Annotated in this window: 15 protein-coding genes; 6 read left to right on the plus strand and 9 right to left on the minus strand. The window is 62.8% G+C overall.

The features are described 5' to 3' along the window. The first annotated feature begins 11 nt into the window (after positions 1–11). Positions 12–3,737, plus strand: coding sequence for a phosphoribosylformylglycinamidine synthase (locus HMPREF0762_RS08570; protein ID WP_006363281.1), 3,726 nt, complete (start codon positions 12–14; stop codon positions 3,735–3,737). 341 nt (positions 3,738–4,078) lie between these two features. Further along, positions 4,079–5,518: an ammonia-forming cytochrome c nitrite reductase subunit c552 gene (locus HMPREF0762_RS08575; protein ID WP_006363283.1), complete on the plus strand. Its 1,440-nt coding sequence runs from the start codon at positions 4,079–4,081 to the stop codon at positions 5,516–5,518. Between the two features lie 263 nt (positions 5,519–5,781). Here the strand turns inward: HMPREF0762_RS08575 and HMPREF0762_RS08580 are convergent, their stop codons facing one another. From HMPREF0762_RS08580 to HMPREF0762_RS08610, 7 genes are all read right to left on the minus strand, one after another. Then, on the minus strand, positions 5,782–6,855 hold the full coding sequence (locus HMPREF0762_RS08580; protein WP_006363285.1) for an MBL fold metallo-hydrolase: 1,074 nt from the start codon (positions 6,853–6,855) through the stop codon (positions 5,782–5,784). Beyond that, positions 6,852–7,394: an LOG family protein gene (locus HMPREF0762_RS08585; RefSeq protein ID WP_115314235.1), complete on the minus strand. Its 543-nt coding sequence runs from the start codon at positions 7,392–7,394 to the stop codon at positions 6,852–6,854. The genes HMPREF0762_RS08580 and HMPREF0762_RS08585 overlap by 4 nt, the downstream gene beginning before the upstream one ends. A 199-nt stretch (positions 7,395–7,593) precedes the next feature. Beyond that, positions 7,594–8,154 (minus strand): Fe-S-containing hydro-lyase, encoded by a 561-nt coding sequence (locus HMPREF0762_RS08590; RefSeq protein WP_040619497.1) that lies wholly within the window; start codon positions 8,152–8,154, stop codon positions 7,594–7,596. Between the two features lie 28 nt (positions 8,155–8,182). Then, a complete protein-coding gene (locus HMPREF0762_RS08595) occupies positions 8,183–9,028 on the minus strand; it encodes a fumarate hydratase (protein WP_006363288.1) in 846 nt (281 codons plus the stop codon). An 11-nt stretch (positions 9,029–9,039) separates the two neighbouring features. After that, the gene (locus HMPREF0762_RS08600) at positions 9,040–11,010 is read right to left on the minus strand and encodes a heavy metal translocating P-type ATPase (protein ID WP_006363289.1); all 1,971 of its coding nucleotides are present in this window, start codon (positions 11,008–11,010) and stop codon (positions 9,040–9,042) included. Positions 11,011–11,175: 165 nt separating this feature from the next. After that, positions 11,176–11,394 carry a heavy-metal-associated domain-containing protein gene (locus tag HMPREF0762_RS08605; protein WP_040619499.1) on the minus strand — a complete coding sequence of 73 codons (219 nt, stop codon included), beginning with the start codon at positions 11,392–11,394 and terminating at the stop codon, positions 11,176–11,178. A gap of 74 nt (positions 11,395–11,468) precedes the next feature. Next, a complete protein-coding gene (locus HMPREF0762_RS08610; RefSeq protein WP_006363291.1) occupies positions 11,469–11,789 on the minus strand; it encodes an ArsR/SmtB family transcription factor in 321 nt (106 codons plus the stop codon). Positions 11,790–12,194: 405 nt separating this feature from the next. On the opposite strand from HMPREF0762_RS08610, the gene HMPREF0762_RS08615 reads away from it, so the two are divergent. Further along, entirely contained in the window at positions 12,195–13,115 is a 921-nt protein-coding gene (locus HMPREF0762_RS08615; RefSeq protein WP_006363294.1) for a LysR family transcriptional regulator, read from the plus strand. Between the two features lie 47 nt (positions 13,116–13,162). Here HMPREF0762_RS08615 and HMPREF0762_RS08620 read toward each other — a convergent pair whose 3' ends face one another. Further along, positions 13,163–14,689 (minus strand): LuxR C-terminal-related transcriptional regulator, encoded by a 1,527-nt coding sequence (locus HMPREF0762_RS08620; protein ID WP_006363295.1) that lies wholly within the window; start codon positions 14,687–14,689, stop codon positions 13,163–13,165. A gap of 212 nt (positions 14,690–14,901) precedes the next feature. Here HMPREF0762_RS08620 and HMPREF0762_RS08625 point away from each other — a divergent pair, with 212 nt between their 5' ends. The 3 genes from HMPREF0762_RS08625 to HMPREF0762_RS08635 all read left to right on the plus strand — a co-directional run bounded on the left by HMPREF0762_RS08625 (position 14,902) and on the right by HMPREF0762_RS08635 (position 17,809). Continuing rightward, positions 14,902–15,894, plus strand: a complete 993-nt coding sequence (locus HMPREF0762_RS08625; RefSeq protein ID WP_006363297.1) for a hypothetical protein — start codon at positions 14,902–14,904, stop codon at positions 15,892–15,894. Positions 15,895–15,989: 95 nt separating this feature from the next. Further along, on the plus strand, positions 15,990–16,604 hold the full coding sequence (locus HMPREF0762_RS08630) for an iron-sulfur cluster assembly scaffold protein (RefSeq protein WP_245935517.1): 615 nt from the start codon (positions 15,990–15,992) through the stop codon (positions 16,602–16,604). A gap of 5 nt (positions 16,605–16,609) precedes the next feature. Next, a complete protein-coding gene (locus HMPREF0762_RS08635; protein WP_006363299.1) occupies positions 16,610–17,809 on the plus strand; it encodes a cysteine desulfurase family protein in 1,200 nt (399 codons plus the stop codon). Positions 17,810–17,976: 167 nt separating this feature from the next. Here the strand turns inward: HMPREF0762_RS08635 and HMPREF0762_RS08640 are convergent, their stop codons facing one another. After that, positions 17,977–20,091, minus strand: coding sequence for an aldehyde ferredoxin oxidoreductase (locus tag HMPREF0762_RS08640; RefSeq protein WP_006363300.1), 2,115 nt, complete (start codon positions 20,089–20,091; stop codon positions 17,977–17,979). Between the last annotated feature and the right edge of the window lie 119 nt (positions 20,092–20,210).

The raw sequence follows: 20,210 nt of genomic DNA on the forward strand, positions 1-20,210 counted from the left end.
AGGCAGATTCCATGGTCTCTCGCGTCTACGTGGAGAAGAAGCCCGGGTTCGATGTCGAGGCGCGCCGGCTCGCACGCGAGCTGCGCGACATCCTCGGCATCGCACGCCTCGAATCCGTGAGGCTCGTCAACCGCTACGATGTGGAGGGCATCGACGAGGACCTGTTCGCCCGCTGCGTGCCGACGGTCTTCAGCGAGCCCCCCTCCGACGACGTCACCTTCGATCTGCCTGCCCGGGAAGGCGAGACGATCTTCGCGATCGAGCCGCTGCCGGGCCAGTTCGATCAGCGCTCCGATTCCGCGAGCGAATGCATCCAGCTCATCAGCCAAGGCGCGCGTCCCGACGTGCATGCCGCCAAAGTGCTGCTGCTCTCGGGCGCGCTGACGGACGAGGACATCGCCGCCATCAAGCATTACGCCATCAATCCCGTCGAGTCGCGCGAGGCTTCGCTCGATGAGGTCGACACGCTGAAGACGGCCTACCCCGAACCCGGGCCCGTGGAGGTCGTCGAGGGTTTCACCGCGTATTCCGACGAGGAGCTTTCCGCGTTCATAGCCGAGCGCGGCCTTGCGATGGACGCGGCCGACATCGCGTTCTGCCGCGCGTACTTCCGCGACGAGGAGCGCCGCGACCCCACGATCGCCGAGATCCGTATGATAGACACCTACTGGTCCGACCATTGCCGCCACACCACGTTCTCCACGATGCTCGACGAGATCGCGATCGACGATGCCGCCGTGCAGAAGGCCTTCGATACGTACCTGGCTCTGCGCGCCGAACTCGGCCGCGAGGAAAAACCCCTGTGCCTGATGGACATCGGCACGATCGGCGCGCGGCACCTGAAACGCACCGGGCAGCTGACGGGACTCGACGAGTCCGAGGAGATCAACGCCTGCACCGTGCGCGTCACCGTGGACGTGGACGGCGTCGACGAGGACTGGCTGTTCCTCTTCAAGAACGAAACGCACAACCATCCCACCGAGGTCGAACCGTTCGGCGGCGCGGCGACCTGCATAGGCGGCTGCATCCGCGACCCCTTGTCGGGACGTTCGTACGTCTACCAGGCCATGCGCGTGACCGGCGCAGCGAATCCGCTGGCTCCCGTGTCCGATACGCTGCCGGGCAAGCTGCCCCAACGCACGATCGTCACTGCGGCGGCGGCGGGCTATTCGTCCTACGGAAACCAGATCGGCCTCGCAACGGGCCAGGTCAACGAGATCTATCATCCGGGATATGCCGCCAAGCGCATGGAAATCGGCGCCGTCGTGGGAGCCACCCCGGCCGACCACGTGCGCCGCGAGACCCCGCTTCCGGGAGATGCGATCATCCTGCTCGGAGGCCGCACCGGCCGCGACGGCATCGGCGGCGCGACGGGCTCTTCCAAGGCGCACACCGAGGAAAGCATCGAGACCTGCGGCGCCGAAGTGCAGAAAGGCAACGCGCCCGTCGAGCGCAAGATCCAGCGCCTCTTCCGCCGCGGCGACGCCTGCCGCCTGATCAAGCGCTGCAACGACTTCGGCGCGGGCGGCGTTTCGGTCGCCGTAGGAGAGCTTGCGGACGGGCTGGACATCGATCTGGACCGCATTCCGAAGAAGTACGACGGCCTCGACGGCACCGAGCTTGCCATCTCCGAAAGCCAGGAGCGCATGGCCTGCGCCGTCGCGCCGGAAGACGTGGACGAGTTCTTGGGCTATGCGGCCGAGGAGAATCTCGAGGCCACGGTCATCGCCACCGTCACCGAAGCGCCACGCGTCCGTATGACCTGGCGCGGAGATGTCATCGTCGACGTGAGCCGCGCATTTTTGAATTCCAACGGCGTTCCCAAGCACGCACGCGTCCACGTGAGCGCGCAGGGTTCCTATGCCCCCGCATGGCCGGGCGCCACCTTCGCCGAACGCATGGGATCGGTCGTGCGCGATTTGAACGTCTGCTCGAACAAGGGGCTTTCCGAACGCTTCGACTCCACGATCGGCGCAGCCACGGTGCTCATGCCCTTCGGCGGCATCCGTCAGCTCACGCCCGCGAACGCCATGGTCGCGAAGCTGCCCGTCGACGGAGAGACGACCACCTGCTCGGGCATGGCCTGGGGCTACAACCCCTATCTATCCGAAGCGAACCAGTTCGCGGGTGCGTATCTGGCCGTCGTCGAAAGCGTGAGCAAGCTCGTCTCGGCCGGCTTCTCGCGCGCACGCACGTACCTGACCTTCCAGGAATACTTCGGCAGCCTGCGCGACGTGCCCGAGCGCTGGGGCAAGCCCGTCGCTTCGCTTCTTGGCGCGCTCATGGCCCAGATCGATCTGGGCGTCGGCTCCATCGGCGGCAAGGACTCCATGTCCGGCAGCTTCGAGGCGCTCGACGTCCCGCCGACGCTCGTGAGCTTCGCCACCGCATGCGGGAAGATCGGCACGGTCACGTCGCCTGAGTTCAAGGGCGCAGGGCACCGCGTCGTGCGTATCGCGCCCGCATACCGTGCAGACGGCCTGACGCCCGAGACGGACAGCCTGATCGCCGCCCTCGACGCCGTCGAAGCCCTGATCGCGAATGGCGGCGCGCTCGCCGTCGGCACGGCGGGATACGGATGCGGCGCGGAAGCCCTCTTCAAGATGACGCTCGGCAACGCGATCGGCCTCAAGGCCGCAGAGGGATTCGATGCGGGCAGCCTGTTCGTTCCCGCGTACGGCACCTTCTACGTCGAGCTCGCCGAAGGCGCCGATGCGCCCGAGAACGGAGGATTCATGGTCGCCGAGGTCGGCACGACGACCGCAGCGTACGAGATCGCCACGAACGAAGGCGTCGTCGATCTCGCCGATCTGCAGGAAGCCTGGGAACGTCCGCTGGAGAGCGTCTTCCCCTACCGCGGCGCAGGAGACGCGGTCGAGGCCGTGAGCTTCCGGCCTGCAGCGCCCCGTGCACGCACGACGACCGGCACGATCGCGAAGCCGCGCGTCGTCATCCCCGTGTTTCCCGGCAACAACTGCGAGTTCGACACCGCTCGCGCATTCGAGCGCGCCGGAGCCGAGGCGCACACGCTCATCATCAACAACCTCACGCCCGAACGCGTCGCCGAGAGCACGCGCGCGCTCGTCGAGGAGATTTCCACAAGCCAGATCGTCATGATCCCCGGCGGATTCTCAGGCGGCGATGAGCCCGACGGATCGGCGAAATTCATCACCGCGTTCTTCCGCGCGCCGGAAGTGACCGAAGCGGTGCGGGACCTGCTGCAGAGGCGCGACGGCCTGATGCTCGGCATCTGCAACGGCTTCCAGGCCCTCGTGAAGCTCGGGCTCGTGCCCTTCGGCGACATCCGCGCCATGGACGCCGCATGCCCGACCCTCACGTTCAACGAGATCGGCCGCCACCAGTCGCGCATCGCGCGCACCCGCATCGCGTCGACCTTGAGCCCCTGGCTTTCCCGATGCCAGGTGGGCGACGTGCACACGGTGGCCGTCAGCCACGGCGAGGGACGCTTCACGGCGCCCGCGCACGTGATCGAGAACCTTGTCGCAGCAGGACAGGTCGCAACGCAGTACGTCGGCCTCGACGGGGTGCCTTCCATGGATCTGGACACGAACCCCAACGGCTCGCTCATGGCGATCGAGGGGATCACGAGTCCCGACGGACGCGTGTTCGGCAAGATGGGCCATTCGGAGCGGTTCGGCACAGGCACGTACCTGAACATTCCCGATCGCACCTTCCAGCCTGTCATCGAGGGAGGCGTGCGCTACTTCACCGACTAGATCCGGGCGATGCCGCATCGCGTTTTCTCGCGATGCGCTCCAGAACCCGTCGACCGATCGAATGCGGCTTCGATGCTCGAGAGATCGAGCGTCGAAGCCGCGTCCTTTTGAAGCATGACGTTTCATTTTTTCCTGTTCCGCCCTTGCGATGCCTCATGCGATTCCCGTACCGAGCGCTCGGTCGATTCCAATGGCCCATACACTTCCTAGCAATCATTCATCAGGTAAAACGTAGAACCTAGCAATTATGTACAGCCCGTGTGTTCACAGAACCTTCATACATTGCTATAATCGCTGCGATGCGATGCAGGTAAGCAGGAATCAAGGGGAGAGGATTCAAGATGTTTCGCACGCAAAGGGGAAAGAAGACGGCCATCGTCGTCTCCGTCACCGCGGCTCTGTGCCTCGTCGTCGGCATCGTAGGATGTGCGCCCAAGGACGACGCACCTGAGGCAGCAGAACCCGCCGCCACCGGCGGCACCACGATGGAGCGGCCGGTCGCCGCTGCGCCTACGACCGTTCCCGAAGCCGACGAGTTCGGCATCATCGAGTCCGAGTCTTGGGCCGACCAGTATCCCAACCAGTACAACACGTTTGTCGGCAACGAGGCGAACAAGTGGCCCGAGGGCAAGCACAACTACAACGACAACGAGCACTATCCCGAGATGGTCACGCTCGGCAAGGGCTATGGCTACGCCAACTTCTTCACCGAGGCCGGCGGCCATACGTATTCCCTGTACACCGTCGCCAACAACGGCCGCGTGAGCGTGGACAAGACGAAGGCCCAGTGCCTCGCCTGCAAGACGCCGCTCATCCACGCCGAAGTGCAGAAGATGGGCGACTCGGCCTGGACGCGCCCGATGTACGACGTGCTGGACACCTACACCGAAGGCATCTCGTGCGCGAACTGCCACGTGAACGATGATCCGACGCAGTTCAACGTTCTTCGCGCCGACTGGGTCCGCGCTATGGGGCCGGACTACACGGACAAGAACAAGCGCAGCGCCGTGTGCGGCCAGTGCCACTGCGACTACTCCATGGATGCGAAGACCGGCACCCCGACGAGCCCGTATGACGGCGGTCTTGCAACCATGACGCCCGACCAGGCGCTCAAATGGTACGACGACAACGGATACGCCGACTGGACGTATGAATCCACCGGCGCGAAGATGATCGCCGTGCGTCACTCCGAATACGAATACAACTTCGGCGGAAGCCAAAGCCCGATGGTCAAGATGGGCTACGAATGCGCCGATTGCCACATGCCTATCCAGACCGCCGACGACGGCACCGCCTACACGAGCCACTACTGGCAGAGCCCCCTCGACAACGAGGAGACGCTCGCCAAGTGCAACACCTGCCACAAGGATCTGAAGAGCGAGATCAAGGGCATTCAGGACGATATCGACGGCCGTACGCACCAGATCGGCATGCGCTGCGCCAACTTCGTCAAGAACTTCGAGGCCGCCATCGATGAAGGCACCCTCAGCGACGACGACCTCGCCCGCCTGCAGCAGATTCAGCGTGAAGCGACGTTCTACTGGAACTCCGCATTCGCCGAGAACAGCGAAGGCGCGCATAATCCCGAGCTGTACACGAGCGTGCTCGACAGCGCCGACAAGCTCCTCGACGAGGGCGACCAGATCCTGGGCGTCGCCTCGAGCGCCGATAAGTTCGTAAGCGAGTACAACCCGGACAATCCCAAAGATGCGGCGAACTATCCGTTCCCGGCATTCGAAGGCGTCTACGTGTACTACACCGCCGAGCAGGCAGCGAAGTAACGCGAACCGAGATCCGATTCTCGATGACGCGGGAAGGGGGCTTCGGCCCCCTTCCCTTTCACAGGCGCCCGACGGATGCGGAAGGCATCCGATGCGAGGCGAACCGCGGCCTGTCGGCGTGCGTTAGGCGAAGCGAACGAAGATCGCTCGCTAGAATGGATCCCGAAGGAACTCATCCGCAAAGAGCTTCCTTCCTTACCGGCCCTGGCATCCGATGCCCATCGGATGCCAGGGCTTTCTTCGCCGGAACGTTTCGGAGAAGCTTATGCGGGAACGTAACGGCGGATGCCTTCGGAATCGAAGTCGAAGCGCACAAGGCCTTCGCCGACCAGATGGTCGAGGACGGCGAACCCCTCGGCTGCGACGCAGACCCGGATGCTGAACGGCACGCGCGCCCAATCGAGCGATCCGACGCTCCATACCATATCGAAGATGATGCTGCGCGCCGTTGATCCAGGGTGGCTCCGCACGACCTCGAGAGCGTTTTCCGCACGCTGCATATGATGGTCGATCAAAAACCGGATGCGCTCGTCGATGCCCTGCGGGTCGGCATCCTGGAAACGCCCTTCGCTCCCCTTCGGCAGATCGAGCGCCTCGAGAGGCGTGATCGGCCCGTGCGCATAGAGAAGCCGATGGAGCCCCAGTCCCAGCATGCGTCGCAGCCCCGTGATATAGCTCGTAAGCGCGGAGGCATCGGCGAAATCGATGCCGATGACCGGATTCAGCACGAACAGCACCGTGTCTCCGCCGATCATGCACCGGCTTTCGAATTCGAAAAGCGATGTATGCCCCGTCGTATGACCGGGCGTCTCCACCGCATCGAACGTGTAGCGCCCGACCGTCAGCGCATCGCCGCCCCGCACGCGGCGCACAGGCCGTGCCGCGTCGATTTCATAGCCCGCGTAGGGAAAGGTCCGTTCGATCCCGCTGCGAAACGTCTCGGAGAACCCTCCCTCGAAGAACCTCCTGCGAAGGCCTTGGGAATAATCCTTCGATGCCTGCATGCGCGCGATATCGATGTTCAGGCCGCTCACATGCACGGGAACGCCCTTCGGGACCACGTCCTCGAGAAGACCGGCATGGTCGAGGTGCAGATGCGTGAGAAACACTTTGGTGCGCGCCCAGTCGACGCCTAGTTCCCGGAGCGCCGAGCGCATCGCCTCCTGCGCCCCGTCCGCATCCCTCGACCCACGAGGGATGCCGCCGACGTCGACGATGAGGAACTCGCCGGAGTCCCGCACGACGAAGCAGTTCGTGAACCCGGTGACCACCCGGGAAAACGGGACGCGGACCAGAAAGATATCGGGGTTCGCATGGACCTGCGTCGAATGGTTCATCGACGTCCTTCGAGAAGGTCGAGCAAGATGTCGGGATCCTGCGCGAACATGGCGAGGCGACCGTCCGATTCGGTCATGAATCCCTCGCGCACGATCGTCGCATGCAGCGTCTCGAGCGTATCGTAGAATCCACCGACATTCAGCACGCCGACAGGCTTCTTCTCCGTCGCGATCTTCTGGGTGGCAAGCTCGCTGTACAGCTCGTCGAGCGTGCCATAGGATCCGGGCAACGCCGCGAACGCGTCCGCGCGCTGCGACATGAACGCCTTGCGTTCGGAAAGGTCGGCCGCATCGATCAGGTCGTCGCAAGGAAACGCGGGGCGCCCCCGAAATGCGTCGAGCCCCGACGGCACGACGCCGACGACGCGGCCGCCCGCATCATGAACCGCGCGGGCGACGACGCCCATGAGCCCGGTATCGTATCCGCCGAACACGAGCGCATGGCCCCGAGCGGCCATGGCCTGCCCGAATGAGCATGCGGCCGAACTATACGGCTCGCCGATGGATGAGCCGGAGCCGCAGAAGACGCAGATGTTCACAATGCCTCGTTTCACTCGTCGCGCACGACCCGCATTGTAGCCAATGAGAACCGCGCACGCCCCCGACGCCATCGCGAATACACCGGCGGCTTCCCCAAGAAGAACGATGGTGGATTGCAGGCCGAGCCGAACGCTTCGGGGTTTTGCCAGATTCGGCCGAACGCGTCCGCTCCGTGCGCCGCATGCGCCGCGTCTGCCGTCAGTTGATGCAGAATCGGGCCGGACCCTGCTCGTAGATGTCGTTCCCGGCCGAATCGATCGCGACGATGCAAGGATAGTCCTCCACGACCAGCCGGCGAACCGCCTCCGGACCGAGCTCGTCGTAGGCCACGACCTCGCATTCCCGCACCGAAGACGCTATGACAGCCGCAGCGCCTCCAATCGAGGCGAAATAGACGACGTTGTTCTTCACCATGCAATCGACGACCTCGCGCGAGCGAGGACCCTTCCCCACCATGCCCTTGAGGCCGGCCTGCTCGATCATCGTCGGCGTGAAGGCGTCCATGCGTCCCGATGTCGTCGGGCCGCATGACCCGATCACATGGCCCGGCTTGGTCGGCGTAGGCCCTGCGTAATAGATCACCTGGCCATGGAAGTCGACAGGCAGGCTTTCGCCGCGCGCAATGCGCTCGCACATGATCTTATGCGCGGCGTCGCGGCCGGTATAGATGACGCCCGAAATGCTGACCATGTCGCCGCAATGCAGGCTGCGCACGACGTCGTCGGTCAGCGGGGTTTCGATATGTCGCACATCGGTCATCGCCGAGCCTCCATCGATCGCGTCCCTCCTACAGCACGACCTGCCGATGACGGGCCGCATGGCAGTTCAGCGTCACGCCTACCGGCAGCGTCGCGATATGCGTCGGGTAGGTTTCGATATGCACGGCCAGGGCGGTGGTGCGGCCTCCGAAGCCCTGCGGGCCGATGCCGGTCCGATTGATGGCATCGAGCAATTCCTGCTCAAGCCGCGCATACGCCGGATTCGGGTTCGGCGCGCCCACCTCGCGGCGAAGCGCCTGCTTGGAAAGCATCAGCGCCTTGTCGGCGTTTCCGCCGATGCCGACGCCGACGATGGTCGGGGGGCACGGGTTTCCCCCTGCCTCGACGACGGCCTGCAACACGAAGTCCTTGACGCCCGCAAGCCCCTCCGCCGGCTTGAGCATCTTCAGGCGCGACATATTTTCGGAACCGGCGCCCTTCGGCATGAGCGTAAGCGTGAGGGAATCTCCAGGGACGAGCCGCGTGTAGATGATGGCGGGCGTGTTGTCGCCGGCGTTGCGCCGATCGAACAACGGGTCGATCACGGTTGATTTCCGCAGGTACCCGTCCGCATAGCCTTGGGCGATCCCTGCGTTCACCGCATCCTCGAACGAGCCGCCTACGATATGGACGTCCTGTCCGACCTCGGCGAATACGATGGCCATACCCGTATCCTGGCACATAGGCACGCCCTGCTCGCGCGCGATTTCGAAATTGCGGCAGACCTTGTCCATCGCATATTTCCCGAACGCAGATTCCTCCCGCTCGGCGGCGGCGCGCAGCGCGGCCTCGACGTCCTTCGGAAGGTCGCATGCGGCTTCGACCGACATGCGCGCGATTTCCCGAGCGATGGTATCGACCGAAACCTCTTTCATGACACCCCCCTCTATCTGCCGAGACGAAGGGCCCTCATCGAGTTGAGAATGGCCAGGCAGGCCACGCCCACATCGCCGAAGACCGCGAGCCACATCGTCGCGATGCCGATGAACGGCAGCGCAAGGATCATGATAACCACCTTGACGCCTATGGCGAAGATGATGTTCTGCCAAACGATGGCCATGGTCTTGCGAGCGATCGTGACCGTGCGCGCGATGTTCGACGGCTTGTCGTCCATGAGCACAATGTCGGCCGCCTCGATGGCGGCGTCGGAGCCCATGGCGCCCATCGCGATGCCGACGTCGGAACGCATGAGCACCGGCGCGTCGTTGATGCCGTCGCCGACGAAGGCGAGCGTTCCCTCACGATGCCCGAAGCGCGCGCTGAAACGTTTGGAAGAGGCCTTGCCGGAAGCAGGGCCCGAAGCGTTCGCCGCATCGTTGCGCACCATCAGACGCTCGACCCGCGAGACTTTGTCACCCGGCATGAGCTGCGCATGGAATTCATCGATGCCGAGACGATCAGCAACCGCGGCGGCGACTTCCTCGCGATCGCCCGTCAGCATGACGATGCGTTTCACGCCCACCGCATGCAGATCGCGCACGGCGGCATCGGCGTCGTCTTTCAGCACGTCGGCGATGACGATGTGCCCGATGTGACGTCCGTCGAGCGCGACGTAGAGGATGGTCCCGACGAGCTCGCAATTCTTGAAGTCGATGCCTTCCGCCTCCATGAGCTTATCGTTGCCGACGAGCACCGCGTGAGAATCGATATCGGCCGCGATGCCCATGCCGCTGCGTTCCTCGACGCGCGCGATCTGGTCGCGATCTATCACGCCGCTATAGCTCGCCTTGACGGACAGCGCGATCGGATGGTCGGAATACGCCTCGGCATGCGCCGCATAGGACAGCACCAGATCGGGTGCAACGCCTTCGGCCGTATGCACGGCAACCACATTGAACGTGCCGTTCGTGAGCGTGCCGGTCTTGTCGAAGACGACCGTCTCCGCCGCCGCGAGCGCTTCCAGATAGACCGAGCCCTTCACCATGATGCCGGCGCGCGATGCGGCGCCGATGCCGCTGAAGAACGAGAGAGGCACGCTGATGACCAGGGCGCAGGGACAGCTGACGACGAGAAAGATGAGCGCGCCCTTGATGCTGTCGGTCCATGACTGCCCGAAGAGCACCGGGGATACGAACGCGATGATGGCCGCCAACCCCACGACGATGGGCGTGTAGTAGCGGGCGAAGCGCGTGATGAAGGCCTCGGTGCGGCCTTTCTTCTCGCTCGCCTCCTCGACGAGCTCGAGGATGCGCGAAACCGTGGACTGGCCGAACGGCTTGGTTGCCCGTACGGTGAGGACCCCCGTCATATTGACGCAGCCGCTCACGACCGCGACGCCCGACTCGACGACGCGCGGCACCGATTCCCCCGTCAGCGCCGACGTATCCAGCTGGGACGCCCCGTCGACGACGATGCCGTCCAAGGGGATGCGCTCGCCCGGCTTCACGACGATCTCGTCGCCGACGGCGACCTCGTACGGATCTACCCGCACGAGGTCGCCGTCGCGCATGATGTTCGCGTAATCAGGGGCGATATCCATCATCTCGGTGATGGACCTACGCGTGCGGCCGACCGCGTATTCCTCGAAGAACTCGCCTACCTGATAGAACAGCATGACCGCAGCGCCTTCAGCCATATGCGGCTCGGCCTCGGGAAAGAAGACGAGGGCGAACGCGCCGATCGTGGCGATGGACATGAGCAGGTTCTCATCGAACGGCTGACCGTGCGTGATGCCGTGAACCGCCCGTCCCAGCACGTCATAGCCGGCGATGAGGTACGGCACGAGGAAGAGGCCGAATTGGATCCAAAGGCCATGTTCGCCTTCGACCAGGCCGGTGTGCGCGATGATCTCCACCACGATGAATATCGCGAGGGCCGCGCCCACACGTGCGAGCATCTTCTTCTGCTTATGCGTCATGCGTCGTACCTCGTTTGAATATCATGTTCGGACAAGCGCCCGAAGCGGTCGCCTTGGCAGCGACGAACCCAGGGAGCCGACGACGCCGGCTCCTTCATGCATGCCGTCAGCCTGAAGCGACCAGGCATCTTCATACCGACAGCCACCGAATGCCGAAACTCTGCGTTAGACGAGAACCGTGCAGTCGGGCTCGATATCGCCGAAGATCTTGACGGACTTGTCCAAGATGTCATCGAATCGATCGTCGGCCGCGTCCAGCGTGAATTTCTGGAACATGAAATTGACCTTCGCGTCGTTCACGCCTTCGAGCTGATTGATCTTGTCCTGGATCTTGGCGGCGCAGTTCGCGCAGATTTCGCCTTCGAGCTTCATGATCTTACGCATATGGATCTTCCTTCCCCGTACGAACGCCCCTGCGGACATCCGTCTCGAACTTCGTACGCTCCGAGCGAGAGCGGCTATTCGCAGATATGCGTCAAGCCCTGCGAAAGCATCGTGTAGACATGGTCGTCCGACAGCGAGTAGATGATCTGCTTGCCGTCGCGCTGGAACTTCACCAGATGCGCCTGCTTGAGCAACCGCAGCTGATGCGACGCGGCGCTTTGCGAAACGCCCACGACCGATGCCAGATCGGCAACGCAAAGATCGGCCTCCATCAGCGCATATAGAATCTTGATGCGCGTGGTGTCGGCGAATACCTTGAACAGGTCCGCAAGGTCGTAGAGCATCTCTTCGTCAAGCGTCTCGCCCGCTTCGATGCCTTCAAGCCCTTCGCTCATGTCCCCTCCGCATTCTCGTAACTACATATGAGCATTTGTTCATATGATGATCTCAGTATACGAGCGCGGCGATCCATGTCAATGGAAAATTCTCGACGCATCGAATATTCGCCATGATGGCGAAGAGCAGCGGTCGGCACGCAGGAACGAGGGCGTTGTCGTCGTCGACCAGGCGCACCGGACGGTCGACCGTCTTGAAAAGGGTTCAACGCGGATACGGCTCTCCACGCCACGCATCCGACGCGCAGGGACCAAGCGAGCCGACCGAAATGCGAAGAATCCAAGAAACGGCAGGATGGCCAGCCGAGCGCGGCCCGAGCCGATACGCTACCCTGAATGCGCGAAGACGTGTGCGGCGTGCAGCACGCCGCACACGCCCGGACCGAACGACCATGAAGGAACGGAATGAAGCTCAACCAGCTTAGATACCTCATCCAGATCGTCCGCAGCGGATCGATCAATCGTGCGGCGCAAGCCCTCTATATAAGCCAGCCCACCCTCTCGAAGACGGTCGAGGATCTGGAAGCCGAAATGGGCATCGTCATCTTCATCCGCACGAGCCGCGGCGTCACGCTCACCGAGGACGGCATGCGGTTCCTGTCCTACGCTCGCCAGGTGGTCGAGCAGGCCGACGTGCTCGAAAGCCTGTACAAGGGCGGAACGTCCCAGCGGCGCGTGTTCGCCATATCGTCGCAGCACTACGCCTTCGTCGTGAACGCCTTCGTCAACCTGGTCAGGGAATACGGCGAGGAACGCTACGAGTTCTCACTGCGCGAGGGGCGCACGCACGATATCGTCGAAGATGTGCGGCTCGCCCGCAGCGAGCTGGGCGTCATCTATCTGAGCTCATTCAACGCCGATGTGATCACGCGCATCCTCGGCAATGCCGACCTCGCCTTCACCGAACTCTTCACAGCGCATCCGCACGTCTTCGTCAGCAGGCGCAATCCGCTTTCGAAGCGCGCTTCCATCACGCTCGACGAGCTGCGTGCCTATCCGCGCCTGAGCTACGAGCAGGGCGTCGAGAATTCGTTCTACTTCGCCGAAGAGATGCACATCACCGAAGACAGCCCGAAGGCCATCGTCGTTTCGGATCGCGCAACGCTGTTCAACCTGCTTATCGGGCTGGACGGCTACACGATTTCGAGCGGCATCCTCTCGAGCGACCTGAACGGCACCGACATCGTGGCCGTGCCGCTCGAATCCGACGAGATCATGCGCATCGGCTACATCTCGCCCGAGGGACGCCCCCTCAGCCCGATGGCGAAGCGCTACCTCGAGCATCTGGACGCCTATATGCGCGCCTACGATCCGAAGAATGCTTGAGGGGAGGGGTAGCGCGATTTAATAAAAGGATGACGCAGCAAAACCGATCAATCCGCGTATTGCTCGATGTAGTCGAGGATCGCCTGGCGGGAATGCAGATCGGTCTTCGAATAGATGCGCTTCACATGCGTATGCGCCGTTCCGGGCGCGATGCGCAGCTCCTCGGCGATCTTCGCCTGCGTGAGCCCCATGGCGTAGAGCGTCAGCACTTCGGTTTCGCGGTTGGAGAGCATGAATTGCTCCTGCATGGCCTTGGCGCTCTCGCGCACGATGGCCTTTCTCATTTCGGTGCCGGGCGCGGCCTCTTCCCTGATGCCCAGCAATCGCTGCACGTTTTTGGCCGCCGCCCTGCTCTCCTTGGTTTCATCGCGCTCGATCCCAAGGAACTGCACGAACACGAACTGCGCCGAAAGCAGCAGCAGGCTGCCCGCGATGGCGGTAGGCAGGACGGTCGAAGGAAGATCGCTGAATGTGAGGATGCTCGCAACACGCATGAGCGAGCGCGGCAGCAAGAACACGGCCCAGGCGCCGAACGCATAGTAATAGAAGTCGCGATGCCCATGGCTTGAAAACGCGATGATGAGATACGACATGAAGCACGACATGAGAATGTTCATGGCATTCACGAAAATGGCGCCGATGTCGAGCGATTCGGGAAACACCGCGAACGCGATGAGCGCCAATGAGCCCAGCACCTGCATCGCGATCCACATGTACACGGTCATCATATTCTTGCCGCGCATCATGCCCACGATGAAACTTGCGAGCAAGGAAATCGTGATCAGGGTGTATGCCAGACGCGTGAAAGCGCCGAAGCGAATGGGCTCGCCGGAAGGAAAGCCTTTCAGGATGCCGATGACGATGGAGATCATGAAGGTGCCCAGCGCGATGACGGCAAGGAAGCTCACGCTGTCGGCCTTCTTTTCGGCGAAATGGAAGTAGCCGCGCGCCTTCGACACGATGGACGACGTCTCGGGCAGCGGACGTTTGCGCGCCATGCGCACGAGCGCGTACTGCACGAGGCATAGCGCGCCGAACATGCCGCACTGCAGTTCGCGTGGGAGAAAACACGCCGCGTACAGCAACGCCTCGCTGATGGCGAAGGCGGAGAACACCACGATGATGGCCACGGCGCAGGTGGTATTGCGGCAGCGACGCAGCCAATAGAACATGCACAGCCACGCGCTGAGCGTCGACACGGAGCTCAGCACGAGGTACTCGATCCCCTGCGAGCCGGGAATGCATTCCAGAAACGCGATGCCGAACAGGGCAAGGCTCTCGCAGGCGATGCAGACGAGCGTGATGGTGATCGTCACCGTCTTCGAAACGATCGCGTTCGTGATTCCCAAGCACAGAAGCGCGATCAGAAGCGGCATCATGACGATGAGGGTGCTTCCATCGGTGAACAGGCCGTTATCGGTGCTTGCATAGCTGTTGTACGACGACACGATCACGCCTGAACGCGAAATCATGAATCCCAGGATGGTGGGCACGAGCGCAGCTATCTGCTCGCGGCTCACGCGTAAATGATCCGGACGTTCGCCAGGAACGGCCTTCGGTGCGGTTGCGTTCATGGTGACTCCCCCAAGTCCCCTTTTCGGCAGTTTGCCGTATACCCTGCAAGCTACCCTGTTGAAGAATGCCTTGCCGGCATATGTCCCCCAAATACCCCTTAAAGAGGGTACAGATGCAGTGTAGCGACAGGCACGATGGAAAACATCGAAGAATGCTCCGTTTTCAAACGTTTTGACAGGATGGAAGCACGAATGCGGAAGGAGGAACGCTCGTGATCGAATCGCATGAGACCGTCCAAGATTCTGAAAAGGCCGAGTTCGATACGGATGTTGCCGAAGAGTCGCCGCAGAGCACCGAGGCATCGCCCCTCGAACGCACGCCCGAAGAAGAGTTCCTCGCACGCATGCTCGCCGCAACGGGTGCGACGAGCTTGGAAGAGGCGGGGCTGCGCGATCCCGAGCGGGAGGCGGAGCTGGCAAATCGGCTCGAAGAGGAGCTTTCGCCGGAAGAGCGGCAGGCGAAAGCCGAGCACGATGCCTTTGCGGCGGCGTTCGACATGATTCGCACACGCTCGAATACAGGAAAGCTCACCACGCCCGGCACGTGGGCCGCCGAGGGCATCGTGCCCGTGCATCTGACGCCCGTGGAATTTTCAGACCTGGTCTTCGATGAAATCATCGCCGCCCAGGCCGCGATGAGCGAGGAGGCTTCGTCTGCGGGCGCGGCAGACGAGAGCATCGAAACCGGAGACAGGCAAGAAGGCACGCGAGCATCGGAAGACGACCGAACCACGGAAACCTCCGACACGCTTATCGATGATGGAGAGAATGCCGATATCAACGACAACCGCAGCGCATCCGAATCCGAGACGCCCGCATGGCAGCTCGACGACATCAAGGTGCTCGAAGGCGCGCAAACCTATCTGTATTCGTCCGATTTCATGACCGATGCCTACGCCCACTGGGCCTTCCTCGCCGAAGAAGGCGACGATGCGCTCACGTTGGCCGACAATGCGCGCGCCGAATCGCGCATGTATCCGCGCCCGATGCTCGCGACGTCGCTTTCGAGCAAGCCGTATCGCTGGAATGCCGAGCGCATCGCGCAGGCGTGGCAGGCCGTGCAGGAATCGGATGCCTACTCCGACATCCGAACGTGCACGGCAAGCAATGGGGAGCGGTATTTCTATTCGTCCGACCACCTTTCCGACGCGCAGGCGAAGGCCTTGGCGGAATGGTATTCGGTCGAACGGTACATGAACGTATAAGGAAACGACGCGATGCATCGCTTCGGATCCGCACGCAGGCAGAGCCGAAGGACGAGAGAAGTCGGCGCATGCGAAGCGTCGCAAAGGGGGAATCGATGAAACCGGAAGACATGCTCGGAGGCGCGCCCGTCGGCAAACCGTACATTCGCACGCGCGACGTGTTCCAGACCGACAACGACCGCGACACCGAGGGCTATTCCGATGAGGCGCTCGCGCTTGTGGCCGACGTCGCGAAAACAGGCGTGCCCGAAGATACGAACGCCATCGGCATGGCGGGCTCGGCCAAGCACGGGGTAATCGCCGTGCAGCTGTTCGCGCATGTGAATCCTGCAACGCACGTGATCGAGCGGGCGGGCTACCGCGCGCACGGCTGCTTGGCGATGATCGCCTCGGGCTGCGCCGCCGCATATTGGATGGAAGGCAAGACGGTGGAAGAGGCTGCCGCCATCTCCGCCGAAACGCTGGCCGAAGCCCGCGGTGCCGTGCCGCGCGACAAGTCGTACACCGCGCGCTATGGAGCCTGCGCCGTGCGCGGCATGTGCGGCGATTTCCTCATACGCCAGGGCGCTTCCTATGAAGACATGGGTGCGCGTCCGCATGCCTGCGACGATGCATCGCTCGATTGCGTGATGTGCGAGAACTGCTCGTTGCGCGACGCCATGGTCGACCTGCAGATCGCCTACCGCCATCGTGCGGCAGCGGATGCATAGACGCCATGGGCGATCGGGCCGACGCGCAACGACGCGTCTATTTGGATAACGCCGCCACCACGCGCATATCGAATGCCGCATTCGCGGCCATGGAACCGTATCTGCGCGGCGGATTCGGCAACCCTTCGTCCCTGTATGCCGAGGCGCGCATGGCACGGGCCGCCGTCGAGCAAGCTCGCGCCGGCATCGCCGCGCTCATAGGCGCTGATCCGCATGAGGTGTACTTCACCTCATGCGGAACGGAATCGAACAACTGGGCCATCAAGGGCTGCATGCATGCGCAGGCTCGGACGAAGGGCCGCAAAGGCCGTTTCGTCACCACCGCATTCGAACACCCCGCCGTGCTCAACAGCGCGCGAACCCTGCACGAAGACGGCTTCGACGTTGCCTACGTGCCGGTCGGCGAAACGGGATTCGTCGACGAACGCGCCTTCGCCGAAGCGCTCGGACACGGTGCCGACTTGGCTTCGGCGATGCTCGCGAACAACGAGGTGGGCACTATCCAGCCCGTCGCGCGCCTCGCACGCGCGGCGCATGCGGCAGACGCACGCTTCCATTGCGACGCCGTGCAGGCGTTCGGCCATATTCCCGTGGATGTGCGCGATTTGGACGTCGACTACCTCAGCGTCTCGGGCCATAAATTCCATGGACCCAAAGGCGTGGGGTTCCTCTATGCGCGCGACGGGGCGCCTCTGGAGCCCCTCATGGACGGCGGGCGCCAAGAGCGCGGCCTGCGCGGCGGCACCGAAAACGTAGCGGGCATCGTCGGTATGGCGGCGGCGGCCGAGGAAGCCTGCACGAACATGGCGGAGGATGCCCGGCGTATCGCTCGTCTGCGAAACGAGCTGCAGCGGCGTATTCTCGAAGAGATCTCCGGCACCTGCATAAACGGTGCCGAACCACGTGTGCCGGGCACGCTCGATATATCGTTCGAGGGCGTTGACTCCGCCTCGCTCGTGGAGCTGCTCGACGAGCGAGGCGTATGCGCATCGGGCGGAAGCGCCTGTGCAAGCCGCGAGGGCGAACCCTCGCATGTGCTTACAGCGCTCGGGCTTTCTACCGAACGTGCCCAAGGCGCCCTGCGGTTCTCGCTTTCCGACGAAACCAGCGAGGCCGATATCGACCAGACCTTACGGATCCTGAAAAGCTGCATTGATCAGCTGCGGAACTTCGGCCTTATCGACATCGCGCGTTTCCGGTCGTAAGGGGCTGCGTCCGACCCCCCTGCCCGCCACACGTCTCTATCACGCAAAGAGCCTGCCGCATTGCACGGCAGGCTCTTTCTGCACCCTGATGGCTTTCTGCCGCGCTTAAAGGCGCGGCGCCCCCGGATGCGGACGGCATGGGGGGCGTGCCGTCCGCAGGAGGTTCGCTAGAGCAGATTCTTGGACCGAAGGTCTTCCTTCACATCGGTCAGGTTGTACCCATCGAGGCATTCCGCAGTGGGAGCGCCGGTCTTCTCGTCCCAGCCGAATTCCTTGTACACCATGGTAAGAGCGGTCTGGAAATCTTCCTTCTCCATTTTGTCGGTGCCGGCCGTGAAGGGCTCGATATCGGGATCTTTCGTGAACGGCCACTCGGTGTAGACGTCGTGAACGTTGCGGAAGTCGCTCGTGCCCATGCCGCGCATCGTGTTGGCGCGCTGCAGGGTCATGATGGCCGCACCGCGCTTGTAGAGCTCTTCGGTCGTAATGTCCTCGCCGGTCACGGCCTTGTAGAACTTCGCTTCCAAGTCCAGGTCGCCGCGGTAGTCGCGGGACTTCGACGGGCTCATGGCCATCGGCCACACCCAGTTGCACAGCGTGAGCGAATCGTGCAGCACGTCGGTCACGATAGACCACCAGCAGAACCTCGCCTTGGACTCGTTCATGGGCGAGTAGTTCTTCGTCTCGTCGATGGCGTCTTCGCCGCCCCAGAGCTCGGCTGCGATTTCGCGCTTCTTCTCGATAGGCAGGCCGCAGCCTTGGAAGTTCACGGCGGAATGGATCATGTCGTCACGGTTGAACATCATGTTGTACACGGCGCCCACCTGGCCGAAGCATTCGTGCGCATGGTGCACGGGCCAGCCGCGGTAGTTGATGAGGCAGCTCGCGGTTGTGTCGAACCATTCCATATCGTCCCAGCGTTCGCACCACACGATGTCGCCGTGCGCGATATAGCTCATCTCGTTGTCGTTCTGCGCGATGTGACGCAGGATCTTCACCATGATGGACGGATCGTTGTTCTTGAAGGCGTCCCAATCGAACAGGTCGTACTCCTCTTCGGGCAGCACGCGCTTGAAGATGCCCTTGGAAATGCAGTGCGCGATGTCGCGGTAGAGCTGCGCGTAGTTGCACCACAGGCCCAGATCGTCAACCGTGGAGCCGATGACCTGGTTCCAGATGACGCAGTCCTCGGAGTTGTCTTCGACCTGGGTGTTCTCGCCGAGGATCTTGATCATGTACTTGAACGGGAAATTCGGCACGCAGGTGTTGCCCGTGATCTCGTAGCCGCCATGCTCGGCCGAACCGGGAATGCGCATGTCGGAATAGCAGTGGATCGGGCAGCTGTGGCAACCGTTCATCTTGATGGTGTACTTCTCGGCTTCGGGGCCGTCGTCCTTGGTCGTCTTCATGCAGCGATAGCCCACGGTGTTGAGCTCGCCGGGCTTCGGCTCGCCGGTCTCGATCGGATCGCCTTCGGCTTGCGCCCAGTACAGACCCTTGCGCGCGGTCCAACGGCTGCCCTTGTCGTAGAATTCCGCCCACTCCTGCTGGGTGGAAGGCACCACATGGTTGTTGTTCGAACCCACGATGCCGGAAATCATGTAGTCGGAAAGCGCGGCGACGACCTTCGGATGGGCCACGTTCACGCTGCCGTTGCCCTCGATGACGATGGCCTTGCATTTCTTCGAACCCAGAATGGAGCCCAGGCCGGCGCCTGCGGAATGATTGCGCGAATTGATAAGGCAGGCGTACGGCAGCAGGTTTTCGCCGGCAGGCCCGATGGTGGCCACGCAGAAGCCGTTGCCTTCGCGACGGCACAGCGCCTCGGTGGCGGCACGGGTCCCCATGCCCCATACGTCGGAAGCGTCTTCGATGCTGATCTGGTCGTCGAGGATCCTGATGTACACGGGCTTGTCGGAAGCGCCTTCGATGACGAGGGCGTCCCAGCCGGCCATCTTGAGCTTCGCGCCGATCATGCCGCCGCAGTGGGAATCCACGACCAGGTGGTCGGTGGTGAACGTCGACAGATGCGAGAACGTGGTGCGGCCCGCCAAGGGCGTGCCCGATGCGGTAAGCGGGCCCACGGCCATGACCACTTTGCTTTCCGGGCTGAACGGATCGGTGCCTGCAGGCACTTCGTCATACATGATCTTATTCGCAAGACCCATGCCGCCCAGGAAATACTTGTATGGGTCGGTGGACTGGGTGGTGATCTCCCCCGTGGTCAGGTTCACGCGGGCTATCTTGCCCTGCCAGCCATAGGAGACGTTTTCGGTTTCCATGTCTTTCTCCAAGTCTTTGCTGTGACATTGAAGCGTGCGTGCGAGGACATGTGTGCGATTGACCCCCTTATGCGGTCGATCCTAGTGTGCCCCATGGCCCGCCATGCGTGTACCTTGTT

The organism is Slackia exigua ATCC 700122 (assembly GCF_000162875.1).
In the GTDB taxonomy this organism is placed as follows: Bacteria; Actinomycetota; Coriobacteriia; order Coriobacteriales; family Eggerthellaceae; genus Slackia; species Slackia exigua.

Excerpts from the sequence above, each read along its gene's own strand:
- HMPREF0762_RS08570 (WP_006363281.1), top strand. The coding sequence starts at position 12 with ATGGTCTCTCGCGTCTACGTGGAGAAGAAGCCCGGGTTCGATGTCGAG.
- HMPREF0762_RS08575 (WP_006363283.1), top strand. The coding sequence starts at position 4,079 with ATGTTTCGCACGCAAAGGGGAAAGAAGACGGCCATCGTCGTCTCCGTC.
- HMPREF0762_RS08580 (WP_006363285.1), bottom strand. The coding sequence starts at position 6,855 with ATGAACCATTCGACGCAGGTCCATGCGAACCCCGATATCTTTCTGGTC.
- HMPREF0762_RS08590 (WP_040619497.1), bottom strand. The coding sequence starts at position 8,154 with ATGACCGATGTGCGACATATCGAAACCCCGCTGACCGACGACGTCGTG.
- HMPREF0762_RS08595 (WP_006363288.1), bottom strand. The coding sequence starts at position 9,028 with ATGAAAGAGGTTTCGGTCGATACCATCGCTCGGGAAATCGCGCGCATG.
- HMPREF0762_RS08600 (WP_006363289.1), bottom strand. The coding sequence starts at position 11,010 with ATGACGCATAAGCAGAAGAAGATGCTCGCACGTGTGGGCGCGGCCCTC.
- HMPREF0762_RS08605 (WP_040619499.1), bottom strand. The coding sequence starts at position 11,394 with ATGCGTAAGATCATGAAGCTCGAAGGCGAAATCTGCGCGAACTGCGCC.
- HMPREF0762_RS08610 (WP_006363291.1), bottom strand. The coding sequence starts at position 11,789 with ATGAGCGAAGGGCTTGAAGGCATCGAAGCGGGCGAGACGCTTGACGAA.
- HMPREF0762_RS08615 (WP_006363294.1), top strand. The coding sequence starts at position 12,195 with ATGAAGCTCAACCAGCTTAGATACCTCATCCAGATCGTCCGCAGCGGA.
- HMPREF0762_RS08620 (WP_006363295.1), bottom strand. The coding sequence starts at position 14,689 with ATGAACGCAACCGCACCGAAGGCCGTTCCTGGCGAACGTCCGGATCAT.
- HMPREF0762_RS08630 (WP_245935517.1), top strand. The coding sequence starts at position 15,990 with ATGAAACCGGAAGACATGCTCGGAGGCGCGCCCGTCGGCAAACCGTAC.
- HMPREF0762_RS08635 (WP_006363299.1), top strand. The coding sequence starts at position 16,610 with ATGGGCGATCGGGCCGACGCGCAACGACGCGTCTATTTGGATAACGCC.
- HMPREF0762_RS08640 (WP_006363300.1), bottom strand. The coding sequence starts at position 20,091 with ATGGAAACCGAAAACGTCTCCTATGGCTGGCAGGGCAAGATAGCCCGC.